The 12,816-nt window shown below is 57.8% G+C and carries 14 protein-coding genes; 7 read left to right on the forward strand and 7 right to left on the reverse strand.

The window, feature by feature from the left end:
* Nucleotides 1-155: 155 nt before the first annotated feature.
* The 4 genes from ACWFTY_RS05895 to tatA form a co-directional block, all read right to left on the reverse strand.
* Complete coding sequence (locus ACWFTY_RS05895) at nt 156-602, reverse strand: RcnB family protein (RefSeq protein ID WP_447526438.1); 447 nt, start codon at nt 600-602, stop codon at nt 156-158.
* Between the two features lie 370 nt (nt 603-972).
* A complete protein-coding gene (locus ACWFTY_RS05900; protein WP_447526439.1) occupies nt 973-1,314 on the reverse strand; it encodes a hypothetical protein in 342 nt (113 codons plus the stop codon).
* Between the two features lie 106 nt (nt 1,315-1,420).
* Nucleotides 1,421-2,377: a CorA family divalent cation transporter gene (locus tag ACWFTY_RS05905; protein WP_447526440.1), complete on the reverse strand. Its 957-nt coding sequence runs from the start codon at nt 2,375-2,377 to the stop codon at nt 1,421-1,423.
* 25 nt (nt 2,378-2,402) lie between these two features.
* Entirely contained in the window at nt 2,403-2,639 is a 237-nt protein-coding gene (gene tatA, locus ACWFTY_RS05910; RefSeq protein ID WP_447526441.1) for a twin-arginine translocase TatA/TatE family subunit, read from the reverse strand.
* 671 nt (nt 2,640-3,310) lie between these two features.
* On the opposite strand from tatA, the gene ACWFTY_RS05915 reads away from it, so the two are divergent.
* From ACWFTY_RS05915 to ACWFTY_RS05925, 3 genes are all read left to right on the forward strand, one after another.
* Nucleotides 3,311-4,597 (forward strand): choice-of-anchor tandem repeat GloVer-containing protein, encoded by a 1,287-nt coding sequence (locus ACWFTY_RS05915; protein ID WP_447526852.1) that lies wholly within the window; start codon nt 3,311-3,313, stop codon nt 4,595-4,597.
* 175 nt (nt 4,598-4,772) lie between these two features.
* The gene (locus ACWFTY_RS05920) at nt 4,773-5,123 is read left to right on the forward strand and encodes a type II toxin-antitoxin system RelE/ParE family toxin (RefSeq protein ID WP_447526442.1); all 351 of its coding nucleotides are present in this window, start codon (nt 4,773-4,775) and stop codon (nt 5,121-5,123) included.
* Entirely contained in the window at nt 5,120-5,407 is a 288-nt protein-coding gene (locus ACWFTY_RS05925) for a helix-turn-helix domain-containing protein (protein WP_447526443.1), read from the forward strand. Before ACWFTY_RS05920 ends, ACWFTY_RS05925 begins: the two co-directional genes overlap by 4 nt.
* 9 nt (nt 5,408-5,416) lie before the next feature.
* On the opposite strand, the gene map is transcribed toward ACWFTY_RS05925, so the two are convergent.
* Nucleotides 5,417-6,241: a type I methionyl aminopeptidase gene (gene map / locus ACWFTY_RS05930; protein ID WP_447526444.1), complete on the reverse strand. Its 825-nt coding sequence runs from the start codon at nt 6,239-6,241 to the stop codon at nt 5,417-5,419.
* Nucleotides 6,242-6,352: 111 nt separating this feature from the next.
* Between map and ACWFTY_RS05935 the strand changes: the two genes are divergently transcribed.
* The 3 genes from ACWFTY_RS05935 (at nt 6,353) to ACWFTY_RS05945 (ending at nt 9,565) form a co-directional block, all read left to right on the forward strand.
* Nucleotides 6,353-8,098 (forward strand): sulfatase-like hydrolase/transferase, encoded by a 1,746-nt coding sequence (locus ACWFTY_RS05935; RefSeq protein WP_447526445.1) that lies wholly within the window; start codon nt 6,353-6,355, stop codon nt 8,096-8,098.
* 40 nt (nt 8,099-8,138) lie between these two features.
* The gene (locus ACWFTY_RS05940) at nt 8,139-8,909 is read left to right on the forward strand and encodes a competence/damage-inducible protein A (RefSeq protein WP_447526446.1); all 771 of its coding nucleotides are present in this window, start codon (nt 8,139-8,141) and stop codon (nt 8,907-8,909) included.
* 263 nt (nt 8,910-9,172) lie between these two features.
* Entirely contained in the window at nt 9,173-9,565 is a 393-nt protein-coding gene (locus tag ACWFTY_RS05945; RefSeq protein ID WP_447526447.1) for a DUF3775 domain-containing protein, read from the forward strand.
* Between the two features lie 404 nt (nt 9,566-9,969).
* Here the strand turns inward: ACWFTY_RS05945 and ACWFTY_RS05950 are convergent, their stop codons facing one another.
* Nucleotides 9,970-10,584, reverse strand: a complete 615-nt coding sequence (locus tag ACWFTY_RS05950) for a hypothetical protein (protein WP_447526448.1) — start codon at nt 10,582-10,584, stop codon at nt 9,970-9,972.
* A 251-nt stretch (nt 10,585-10,835) separates the two neighbouring features.
* Here ACWFTY_RS05950 and ACWFTY_RS05955 point away from each other — a divergent pair, with 251 nt between their 5' ends.
* Nucleotides 10,836-11,423, forward strand: a complete 588-nt coding sequence (locus ACWFTY_RS05955; protein ID WP_447526449.1) for an SOS response-associated peptidase — start codon at nt 10,836-10,838, stop codon at nt 11,421-11,423.
* Between the two features lie 167 nt (nt 11,424-11,590).
* Here ACWFTY_RS05955 and ACWFTY_RS05960 read toward each other — a convergent pair whose 3' ends face one another.
* The gene (locus ACWFTY_RS05960; RefSeq protein ID WP_447526450.1) at nt 11,591-12,811 is read right to left on the reverse strand and encodes an ATP-dependent nuclease; all 1,221 of its coding nucleotides are present in this window, start codon (nt 12,809-12,811) and stop codon (nt 11,591-11,593) included.
* Nucleotides 12,812-12,816 lie beyond the last annotated feature (5 nt).

Below are 12,816 nucleotides of genomic sequence, written 5' to 3' on the forward strand. Positions count from 1 at the left end.
CCGAACCTGTTGCCCGCCCCGGCTTTTCGGCACCGGATGATGCCAGACGATGGCCTTGCCGGTCGGCCGTCTGCTGAGCCGGCAAGCCGGGGCAGGGCCCGGGCCGATGGACTGACGCCCCAGGACCCGCGCCCCGCCAAACGCGTTATCGTGCTTTAGTAAATACCGACCACGATCCGCATGATCAGATTGTTGCTCAACCGGACCAGCAGGGCATCATTGCCCGCACGCACCCAGACATAGCCGCGCGGCGGTGCGGAGAGCTGGCGATGCTGGCGATAGTCCAGCCGGCGGTAATTGGAGGCTTTGCTCCGCTCAAACCGCTGGCCCTTGGCAAATTTATGCCCGGAATTGCTGGATCGCTGAGCCGCAGGCGCCTTGCTATTGCTGCTCGGCTTGCTGTTGCTCGCATTGCTGTTGCTGCCGGATTTCGCGCTGGACTGTTGCGTGGCAGGCTTTTTCGCGTTGCTGTTCTTGTCATTCTGCGTGCTCTGGCCATGCGTGTTTCCGTTATGATCATTCCGGTCGTTCTGATTCTGCGCATAGGCGCTGACGGGAACCAGAAGCGCCAGGGCGCATAATGTGGATATGGTTTTCTTCATGGATATTTCCTTGTTTCTGTATCAAATCAAATAGCATCACGGCATTGGCTGGTCGCTTGAAAAACTGTCGTAAATTGTCGTAGAAAATCGACCTGCACAGGCGTCCGATTGGCGCGGGTGATGCAAAAATCATCCCGTCGGTCCGCGCCGGTTCAGCCCGTGTCAGACCAGTCCGCATATTGTAGAGAAAAGCCCCGGGACCCGCCGTCTGCTCCGGTGACCAGCGGCCATGAAACGGTCGGCCGGAATATCCTGTGACCTGAGGGGGGAAGTGCATCGTCGCCAATCCATTCGCTGCCTAACCCCTATCTTCCCTCTAGCGCCCGATTGTGGAGGGAATATGGATGCGGCAGCCGGGACTGGAACCCGTTTAGCGCGGCTTCTTGGCAATCGGCGCGTTGAAATCGGGGTCTTTTTTCGCCACCCAGTCGACAAATTTGCGCACCGCCGGATCGGCGAGCAGCCCCTCGACATCCATCCCGTGGCGCTGCAGCTCGCTGTTGCTGAACTGGGTGATCAGCATCTTCTGGCAGATCGCATGCATGGGCACAGTATCGCGCCCGCCCCGGCTTTTCGGCACCGGATGATGCCAGACAATGGTCTCCCCGGTCACCCGCCCGCAAAGCCAGCAATCCGGCGCCTCCGCCGGAGCTTCTTCCGCGTCGGGCTGCAGATCCTGCCAGCCACCATGTTTCGAATGTTTACGGGCCATATGCTGAACCTATATTGCTGGAAACCAAGCTGCCCGCCTAGGCGCGCGGGGTCGGGATTGCTACCGAAAGCTGGTTATCGCCTTGGCATTGTCCATCGGCGTGTCGTCAACGTCTCAGCCAGTGCCGCATACCAAACCAGGCCAGCACGACAAGCCCAAGAAGGACGCAGAAGCCGACCACGCCCCAGAAGGCCCATTGCTGATGCGCAAACGGGATGCCGGCCACGTTCATGCCGAGCAAACCGGTCACAAAGGTGAGCGGCAGAAAGATGAAGGCGACGACCGCGATCATCAGACTCCGCTGATCGACCAGTTCTGCCAGCAGGTCAGTGAGCTGCTCGTGCAGCAGCGCTGCGCGTTCGCGGATCGCCTCCAGTTCCTCGGCCATTCTTGCGAACAGGTCGGCGGCTTCCCGAATGTGAAGCCGATCCTCCTCGGCTAGCCAGTCGACATTGAGACCGACCAGCGTGATCAGCGCGTCCCGGTCGGGCGCGATGAACCGGCGGAAGGCGATTGCCTGTGAGCGGATGGTCGCGATCCGGCGGCGCAGCTGGTAGATATTTCCCGCATCCAGCTCGCTCTCGCATTCGTCGACCTCGTCGCCAAGACTGACGACTTCGGGGTTCATGCTGCTGCTGATCGCCTTGGAAAATGCGGCGACCAGATCACCGGAATCGGAAATCTCGCCGCTGCGCATCGCGGTCTCGACCTGGCTGATTGCGGCAAGACTGCGGCGGCTGACCGATATCACCCGGTTGCCATGCACCCAGGCGCGGATGGAGACGAGCCGGTCGCCATTGTCAGCCGTCTCCATCGCCGGTCCGCGCAGGTTGATCAGCGCTCCGTCGTCGATCTGGTCGCATCGGGGCCGCGTTTCCGACGCGACGAGGGCGCCCATCACCACGTCCGGAATGTCCGCATGATTGATCGCCGAAGAGAGATCGACGCTGTCAGCCTGCTCGAAATGCGCCCACTGGAAATCGGCATCCTCCAGCGCACAGGATTGCCCGTCGGAAAGCTCCCGGACCGCATGGTCATGGAAAACGAGGGTAAAGCTTCTCATGACGCCGGAGCGTCGAATGTACCGATCATTCGGCGTCGACTTGCTTGCCGTCGGGCTCTGAAGGAACCGGCGCAGACATGCTATTGCCATGCGGGATTGTCCGGTCATCAAAACCCTCGCCACCGGTCAGCTCCTTGCGAAAACTGCCGAGACCCTTGCCCAGGTCTCCCATGACATCCGAAATCCGCCCCGGTCCGAAAAGCAGGAACACGACCAACAATACGATAATCCAGTGACTGACCGACAACATTCCCATGTTCATCTCCGCCAGCGCCCCGGCCCCCGCCATTGATCAGCAGAAACCCGGGCTTTCGCCAGCCCAAAAATTAGAAAGAAAAACCGCGACACCGCCCGGTTCGGAACGACAGCCGGAGCGTCACAAGACGGCGCATCCAGCCGGCCGGGATCATAAGTCACGGGGAAGGTTGCAACAAGCGGATAATTGCGGGTCCTGGAGGGGCGGGTGCCGTACTGACGGTTTTTAGGCAGGGGTTTAGGCAGGGAATGATGTCAGACAATGGTCTTGCCGGTGGGGCGCTCGCAGAGCCAGCAATCCGGCACCTCCGCCGGAGTGTCCTCCTCCTGGGGCAGATCCTGCCAGCCACCATGTTTGGAATGTTTGCGGGCCATGTTTTGGGGTCTCTGTTGGTGGGAGGTGAGGGGGTTGCCTAGGGGGATGGGATTGATAGGTAAAGGTGGTTGGTACGGCACAGAGGCATTTGTTAAAAACCCCGAATCCCTTAGGTGGAGCATATTGAGGGTTGGGGTCGTGGAATGACTAAAGCCATTAAGTAAACTGTTGCGATGGTTCCAGAATTTGCAGTAAAAAACGATATGTTGACATTCCCTTGTTGAAGCTTCTTGTGGTACTTCGTTATTGAAAATTGCCGTGAGGGAACGTTTAGTATGTTGGTGATGCGTCGGCTAGGGGCCATGATTGTAATTTGTACTCTAGCTGCATGCGGTGGTGAAAGTAGCAGCGGTTCAGGCGGAGGTGTAGTCTTGCCAACTCCAACCCCAACCCCGGCACCAACTCCGACGCCGTCCCCTGCAGCGACCATCAGTTACTTACATACCTTTGCTATTGAGCCAGGTGATGGTGCTCAGCCCAACGGACCACTTGTGCAGGCTAGCGATGGTAATTTTTATGGAACCACGAGGGCTGGCGGGTCTGGTGAGTGTCGCCCGCAATCGCCAGTTCCGTGCGGAGTTATTTTTAGGATTACTCCAAGTGGCGATGAGACGGTTTTTTATTCTTTTCGTCCTTCGGGTGAAGATGGATACACGCCACTTGGTGGCCTGATTCAGGGGGCAGACGGTGCTCTATATGGAACAACATCAAATGGAGGGGCTTTCGGCGGAAGCGGCACCATATTTCGCATTGACTTGAACGGACAGTTCCGAGTTCTGCATTCTTTTAGTGGCATAAACGGCGAAGGCCACACTTCTACTGACGCCCTTACCTTGGCCGACGATGGAAATTTTTACGGCGTTACCAAATCTGGCGGAGCAAATATTTGCGGCCAAATACCGCAAGCCGGTGGCAATTGCGGTACCATATTCAAGATGACAGCGACTGGCGAGTTTACAACTCTTCATTCATTTGGCCGCACTGCATCTGACGGAGTGCAACCAAATGGTCCTTTGCTTCAGACTGCCGACGGTTCGTTCTATGGTACAACCGGCATTGGTGGCAGCTACAACCGTGGAACTATTTTTAGGCTAACTCCGGCCGGGGCTTTGAATATCATATATTCTTTCGGCGAAACCTCAGGTGATCCCTCAAGTCCACAGGGTTCCTTAATAGAAGACTCTAATGGCATACTTTACGGAACCACTCCCTCTGGCGGGACGGGAAGTGGCACCGTCTACCGACTTGACCGGTCTGATAGAGTAACAGTTCTGTTCAATTTTGAGCAAAATGTTAGCGGTTCCGGGCCTTCTCGGGTTCTCGCCCTTGGGAGAGATGGAAACATTTATGGAACTACACGTACCGGCGGTCAGAACGGGCGAGGTACAGCCTTTCGGTTGTCCACGAGTGGAGCATTGACCACCTTGTTTACATTCGGACCGATACAGGAAAAACCCTACGATCCTGAGACCGGAGTGATCGAGGGAGCGGATGGAGCCCTATATGGCACGACCTTTTACAACGAAGGATTGGGCGCAGTCGGTGCTAGATCCGGTTCTGGCACGGTCTACAAGTTGACGATCCGATGAGGGCTGACGGCGATCTAAAGGCCTGATTATGAACATGCTGAAGTGTTAAGACAGGTTCCAGAAATGTAACAGGTCTGAGCGCTTACAAACTCAATCACAAATCCACCCCGTAATAAGACGGCAATGCCGCCTTTATTTTCTTGCATTTAGGACGGCAATGCCGTACACATTCTGAATGGATAAAGCGCCGATCCATACTGTCGTCGCAACGCTCGCTTTTCAGAAGAGGGTGAAGGCTCTCGGGGTTAGCGAGGTCGAACTTAATGCGATCTACGATCTGTATCAGTCCGATCCCGGATTCGGAAAGGTAGAGCCTCGCACCGGTGGTTTGCGTAAGGGCCGCGTCGCCAAGCAGGCAAGCGGCAAGAGCGGTGGTTATCGGGTGTTCAGCTTTTTTGCTGATGCCGACAATCCGGTCTTCCTGCTCTGGATGATCGACAAGACCGACGACGACAGTCTGACCGGCGAACAGAAAAAGGCTTTCAAAGCAGCACTGACAACGCTCAAGAAGGAACTGAAAAAATGAAGGACGAAGATTTTACCGGCATCATGGAAGGCATCGAGGATGCAACGGCCTTCGTGCAGGGCCAGCAGGCGCGCGCGCGCGTGGTGGCGGGGCCGGATATCAAGGCGCTCAGAAAACGGATAAAGATGACTCAGGTCGTGTTCGCGAAGACCTTTTGCCTGCCATTGGGAACGGTCAAGGACTGGGAGCAGGGAAGGCGCCAGCCCGATGCCCCGGCGCGCGCGCTTCTTACTGTGATCGAAGAAAATCCCGAGGCTGTGCAAAAGGCGCTGTCAGCAAGCTGATCACCCCTCTCAATAAGGCGGGCAATCCAGCCCCTTCGGGCTCTTCGTGAATATCTCGTTTCCGTCCTCGGTAATCCCGATACTATGCTCGAACTGCGCCGTCAGTGACCGGTCGCGGGTGACCGCTGTCCAGCCGTCATCGAGCATCTTGCAGGCATATTTGCCGATATTGATCATCGGCTCGATGGTGAAGAACATGCCGGGGCGCAGTTCCGGGCCGGTGCCGGGGCGGCCGGCGTGGACGACTTCGGGGGCGTCGTGGAACATCTGGCCGAGACCATGGCCGCAGAAATCGCGGACCACCGAATAGCGGTTGGCTTCGGCGTGGCTCTGGATCGCGTGCGCGACATCGCCCATCCGGTTGCCGGGAACCGCCTGCTCGATGCCCAGCATCATGCATTCATAGGTGACCTGGACCAGCTTGCTCGCCTTGATCGGGGTCTTGCCAACCAGATACATGCGGCTGGTGTCGCCGTGCCAGCCGTCGACGATCACGGTCACGTCGATATTGACGATATCGCCCTCGACCAGCTTCTTGTCGCCGGGGATGCCGTGGCAGACGACATGGTTGATCGATGTGCAGCAACTGTGGGTAAATCCGCGATAGCCTAGAGTCGCGGGGACCGCGCCAGCAGCAAAAGCCTGATGCCGGACCATATCGTCGAGCGCGCCGGTGGTCACGCCGGGAACGACGTGGGGGACCAGCGAGTCGAGTATCTCGGCGGCGAGGCGTCCAGCCTTGCGCATGCCCTCGAAACCTTCCGGCCCGTGCAATTTGATCGCGCCGGTGCGCGAGGATGGGGTGGTGTCTTCTACGGTCAAATAGTCTGTCATGTGGCCTATATAACGACCATATTCCCAATTTGCGAGGTCTGCTGTGCATATGTTTTCAGTTATTTAACACAAATTTGCTAGGCGGCAGCCTTTGAAGGACCGGTCGAAGCCATGCTGACGAAGCTGAAGATAATCTTGATACTCGCGGCATTGCTGCTCGGCTCGGCACAGACGGTCGTGCGGTTTGAATCGCTGATCACGCCGGAACTGCAGCTGCTCAGCCTGATCGCTTACACCTTGCTGCTCGGCATCTGTCTGGTCGGCATTTTCAGCGCCGCGTTCATTCCGGTGGCGGTGGTCCGCTGGAGCTTTGCGCTGGTCATCGCGCTGGCCGGGATCATGGTTGAAACCTACCAGAGCTCGGTCGAGGATCATATGCCTTATGACGCCTTCATCAGCATGATCAACGCCTCGGGATCACTGCACGAGGCCTGGGGCCAATATGCCAACGCGATCGTGATTGGCGGCGTTCAGGGGCTGTTGCTGTTTCTCGGCATCGGGCTGAGCATCCACCATCCGGTCAAAGCGCACAGCAAGAAGCTGATCGCCGCGCCGCTGCTGATCCTGTTCGCTCTGGCCGGGATATTGTTCATCCGCGGCGGCGATGGCGCGCGCGGTCTGCCGGCGAGCTACACCGGCGCCGCCTATACTTTGCTCTATGGCTATGAGCGTTCCACCGAAGTGATCGCGCCGCGCGAACCGGTCAGGCTGCCGGTGGTCACGCCATGGAACGGCGATGGTGATATCGTGCTGCTGGTTGATGAAAGTATCTCCGGCCAATATCTCGATATCAACAGCGACCAGGGCGTTTACAGCGGCCTGCTGGCCCCGAAAAACGGCGTCTCCGCGCATAATTTCGGGCTGGCCGTGTCGATCGCGCATTGCAGCGCGGCGGTCAACATGACCTTGCGTCACGGCGGCACGCGGGACGATTATATCCGGATCAACGGCAGCATGCCGTCGATCTGGGCCTATGCCAAAAAGGCGGGATTCGAGACCGTCTATATCGACGTGCCGCGGACCAAGCGGATTTTCAACAATCTGATGGACGAATCCGAAATGAAGGATGTCGACCAGTGGATTGAGTTTGACGATGTCCCGATCCAGCGCCGCGATTATGCTTCGGCGGATGCGCTCGCAGGGTTTCTGAACGACGGGAAACGGCAGTTCATCTATCTGCAAAAGATCGGCGCGCATTTTCCGATCCACGACAAATATCCCGATGAATATATGCGCTACAAACCGGCATTGCCGCGCGGGCAGTTTCTCAACATTGCCGATACCGGCGACCGCGAGGGCTTTTCCGGCTCGCAGGAAAGCTGGGTCACCTATCGCAATAGCTATCGCAACACATTGATATGGAATGTCGGCGCCTTTTTCGACCGGCTGCTCAGCAAGGCCGATCTGACGGGTTCGACGATCATCTATACGTCCGACCACGGCCAGAATCTGCACGAACGCGGTGGCACCGGCGTGGTCACCCATTGTTCGCCGGATCCGGTGCCGGAAGAGGGGCTGGTGCCGCTGGTCGTGCTCGATACGCCGCAAGCCGCCGGCCAGCCGGGCGCGATCGACTGGGACGATGCCATCGCCAGGGGCAAGAACCGGTCCAGCCATTTCCAGATTTTCCCGACGGTGCTGGAGATGATGGGCTATGATTCCAAAGCGGTGCAGGCGATTTACGGCAATGATCTGCTGTCCGCAAACCAGGCGCCTTTCGCCTTCAATTACCAGTTCAACGCCCGGCTCGGTCGCGCGCCGCGCTGGAAAGAGATCAAGCTGGGCGAGGTCGCTTATCCGCCGCGTTCCGACTATCGGGCCGACCATCGGGCAAAGACCGTCACCGGCACCAAATAACATATTCCCAAATCGACCGGCATCGCTCTATAGCAACGCCATGACACAAGATAAAACACAGGAAAAAATCTGGACCGCCGCCCTCATCGTGATCGGCGACGAAATCCTCTCCGGTCGCACCCAGGACAAGAATATCGCGCAGGTCGCCAGCTGGCTCAACGTGCAGGGCATCCGCCTCGCCGAGGTCCGCGTGGTCGCCGACGACATGGACCATATCGCCGAAGCGGTGAACATATTGCGCGCGCGCAACGACTATCTGTTCACCACCGGCGGCATCGGCCCGACTCATGACGACATCACCGTCGACGCGATATCCAAGGCGCTCGGCGTCGATGTCGTGATCCACCCCGCGGCCCGTGCGATCCTGGAAAAATATTACGAGACTCGCGGCGGCATCAACGAAGGCCGCCTGCGCATGGCCCGCGTGCCCGAGGGCGCCGAGCTGATCGAGAACCGCATGTCCGGCGCGCCCGGCATCCGCATCGAAAATCTGTTCCTGATGGCCGGCGTGCCCCATATCACCGCCGGCATGCTCGACGCGCTGACCGGGACGCTCGAAGGCGGCGCGCCCTTGCTCAGCGTCACGCTCGGCGCCTGGGCCCCGGAAAGCGAGATTGCGGGCATTCTCGGTGACACCGAAAAAGCGCATGAAAGCTGCGTCATCGGCAGCTATCCCTTCTTCCGCAACGGCACCGTCGGCGCGAATTTCGTGGTGCGCTCGACCGACCCGCATGAGCTGGAGACCTGCAGGGTTGCGCTCAAGGCGGGACTGGAGGAAGCCGGGTATGAAGTTACCGACGGCGGGATTTAGGTTGGGCAGGGCGCGGGCAAGCAGAACAGCACCGTCATCCTGAACTCGTTTCAGGACCTCCATCGGCACCGCGCAATCTCACGAGGTCCTGAAACGAGTTCAGGATGACGAGTGCGCCCTAATCCGTTCGCCCCGCCCCGCACTCCGCCTATGTAACTTCCCTTATTTCCCGCCCCGCTTCTTTCCGCGAAACACCCACTCAGGGCCCCCTCCCGCCTTCCCCCCGGGGGGCCCCAACAACACCCACGCCCGAGGAGACAACCATGGCCGAGCTACCCTTTTCCGATGCCGAGATCGAACAGCTGGTCGTGCGCTTCAACGCCGTCATGGCCAAGGAACAGACCGACATCCCCGATCTCGGCGGCAACGCCACCGATGACGAGGTCGCCGCGACGCTGCAGGAGACCGCCGGCGATCTCAGCCGCGACGAGCTCACCGAGGAAATCGAGAATATGAACGACGAGCAGCAGGACGCGCTGGTCGCCCTGTTCTGGATCGGCCGCGGCGATTCCGGACCGGAGGAATGGGAAGCCACCAAAAAGCTCGCCCGGCAGCAGCATGAAGGCCCGGTCAGCGTCTATCTGCTCGGTCAGCCGGAAGTCGGTGAGTTCCTTGCTGAAGGCCTCGACAAGATGCTGAAATTCGGCGTGGATTGATCGGGGTGTGCCGTGCCCCTGCGCAGGCAGGGGCCCATCTCCTGAATTCGCCGCACGCCCGATAGTGGATTTGTGCGCGGACCAGAGTGCAACGCCCAATCCTCGCCAGCCCTCCAGCCGCGCTAGCAGAGATGGACCCCTGCCTTCGCAGGGGCACAAAAGGGAAGGCAGGGAACATCCCGCTTCTCCGTTCGTGTCGAGCGAAGTCGAGACACCTGGTAAAGCGCACAGGAGCCGTCTCGCGACTGCGCTCGAGACGAACGGCATTTCCAGTCTCCCTTCGTCATCCTGAACTTGTTTCAGGACCTCGTGAGATTGCGCGCTGCCGGTGGGGATCCTGAAACGAGTTCAGGATGACGAGAAAACCACAAGTTCAGGATGACGAGTGCTCTCACCCCGCACGCTCACTCCCCGCCATCATCGCCCTCAATCTCCGCCGCCCGCGCCTCCGCCGCCTGCATCCGCTCCTCCGCCTTCGCCCGCCGCGCCAGCAGTTTCATCCGCATGTCGCCCAGCTTCCGGTCGAGCGCCTTGTGCACCGCTTCCCGCTCCTCGCTCTCGTCGATCTTGTTGCCGTCTCCGTCAAAGCGCACGCCGTCCTGCCATTCCTCCCAGGTGATCACCTTGTCGGCGGTGCGCGCGCCGATCCGCCCGCCGAGATCGCCGCGCTTGATCAGCAGCGCTAGAATCGTATCCGACGGCGCCACCCGCCGCTCGACCTCCTCGCCGTTCCGGTAGATGATCGTCTCCTTGCCGACCACCGCATGCTGATGCGCCACCGCGACCAGCCCGCGCTGCCCGTTCTCCAGCGCGTCCTGCCACTGCGCCGCAATCTCCGGATCGCGCTCGCGCAGCCGGTAGGCCGACGTATCCGACATCCCCGCCACCCGGCAGGCATCGATCACGCAGCCGCTCTCGCGCAGCACCGCCAGAAACGTCTTCTTCCGCGCCTCGGTCCAGCCGTCATGACGGGGTTTTCGGGGTTTGTTCGCGGGTAGGTTCTGCATTGTCTTCGCCATATTCACCGTCGTCATATTTGTGATGGTCGTAGTACGGGTCGTCATCCTGAACTTGTTTCAGGACCCCGTGAGACTGCGTTGTGCCGGTGGGGGTCCTGAAACGAGTTCAGGATGACGAGAGCGCGCGTGCCTTGCGCCCGTCCGTTTTTTTCCTAGCCATGCCGAATCCATATCAGAACCGCAGACCTGTAGGAAAGCCTGTTGGATTTCGCCCGCTGGACGCCACGTCGTCACGCTGCCATAATCCCCCGATGTGCAACCATTATCGCAATATTCCCGGCGCGCTCCATACGATCGAGAGCTGGGCCGATTATGTCAGTCATTTCCGGCTCGATGGCGCGGCAGAGGATGTCTGGCCCGGGCGACAGGGCGCGATTGTGCGAGAGGTGGATGGCGCAAAAGTCGCCGAGACCATGCACTGGGGCTTTCCGTGGGTGGGCAAGGGCATGCGCCCCGGCACCACCAGAAAGATGAACACCACCAATGTCCGCAACCTGCAAAGCCCGCTCTACCGCAATGTCATCAACAAGGCCGAGCATCGCTGCCTGGTCCCCTTTCACCAGTTTGCCGAGCCGAAGCCGGGCGCTGGCCGGGAGGAAGTCTGGTTTGCCGTGAGCGAACAGCCCGTGTCCTGCTTCGCCGGTATCTGGCGCCAACAGGAGGAGGGCCCTTGCTTCGCCTTCCTGACCTGCGAACCCAATCCGCTGGTGAAGCCGATCCACCCGAAGGCGATGCCGGTGATCTTGCAGCCGGAGGATTACGACCGCTGGCTGTCCGGCGATGATCCGGCAGCGCTGCAAGCGCCATTTCCGTCGCAGCTGATGGCAGTGGTGGGTTAGCCGGGACGCATGAGGTGTTCACCGGCGTAGGCGCACAGGCGACTGGCCATGCGGGGCATGGCCATTAAGCCGAGCGCCCAGAAAAGTCCGGTCCGATCGGCAATTAGTGCATTTAGTAAACTGTCACCGTAATTCCACGGTGATCCTTTTATGAGAGAGTGTTTTTCTCAATCAGTTTCAGATTGAGTGTCTGGTATTAGCTCAAGGGCAGTCATAATTTTAGTCGCAATTCGCGTGACTAAATCTTTGCGCTTTCTCCATACAATGTTGGAGGATGGGTCTCGATTCAGTTGATCGATAATATTATATGCGAAAGATATCTTAGATTTTCTTATTGGCTTGGGGAGGGCTTGGATACGTCCAAACTCAGGAACTTCTGTAATTTTTTCTGTCACACCCATATCTTTGCCAAAAGTTGCAATGTGCTGGTTCACTGCATTTTTCCAGACTTCTGGTTCTAGCAAGTCTTCTATCGTAATCGGGCCTTTTACTCGTCCCATGCTGACTGATGAGATATTGGCTCTTGGAACTCCAGCATTTTCTAAATCATCTGCTTTGTCCCGGCCTGCTTTGTCATTGTCCACTATAAATGCGACGCCCTCAATAAGTTTGTCTAACATCGGCAAACCTGATGGGTTGATACTGGCCAAGCCGGGTACAACTTGAAAGTCCAAGCTTTCCCGACCAAGCACTTCTCCGAACATCTTAGGGAGCAGTAAAAGCTCGGTTGGTCCTTCGCCTAATAGTGCTTTTCTGGTTGGGAAAAATGCCATAGTTGAGGCGCCCATACCAAACAGCAACGGACGGAATCCGTCAGAATCGGCATGTTGCCAAAACTTATTTATTACAACACTTCGTTTTTTTGATTCAGGATGCCAACTGACTAACTTTACTCCACACCCAATGTCTTCTGGGAGTGCTCCAGCTGAATGAGTTGTATAAATTACATTTCCAATCGATGGCTCACGCTGCAAAATTTGCACAAGATCTGCTTGTGCATCGTAGTGCAAGTGTTGATCTATTTCATCAATCAGAAGTATCGCGCCATTCACTTTTTTAAGAAAAGTAAACAGTTGTAGGGCTACAAACTGACGGTAGCCATCGCTCCTATTTTTGAAATTCTGAAATTGAAACTTACGTTCTATATCTTTTTGGTTTCTCACTAAAAGGTCGAGAATTCCAGATTCAAATTCAAAATATAGAGTGGCGTCAGACTGAGACCAAAGACCTTTTGATTCCTTGTCTAATCGATCATTGGCATCGTCAAGGAGTCCCCTTACTACGGCCCTATTTTCTGCAGCGTCAGCTTCTCGTAACTGCTTTAAATCTAGCTTAGCTAGTCTCACAATTTCGGCGAGATGAACCGCCCCGGGATTGCCGGAGGCCATTTGGT

It is taken from the genome of Parasphingorhabdus sp. NYA22, assembly GCF_976973735.1.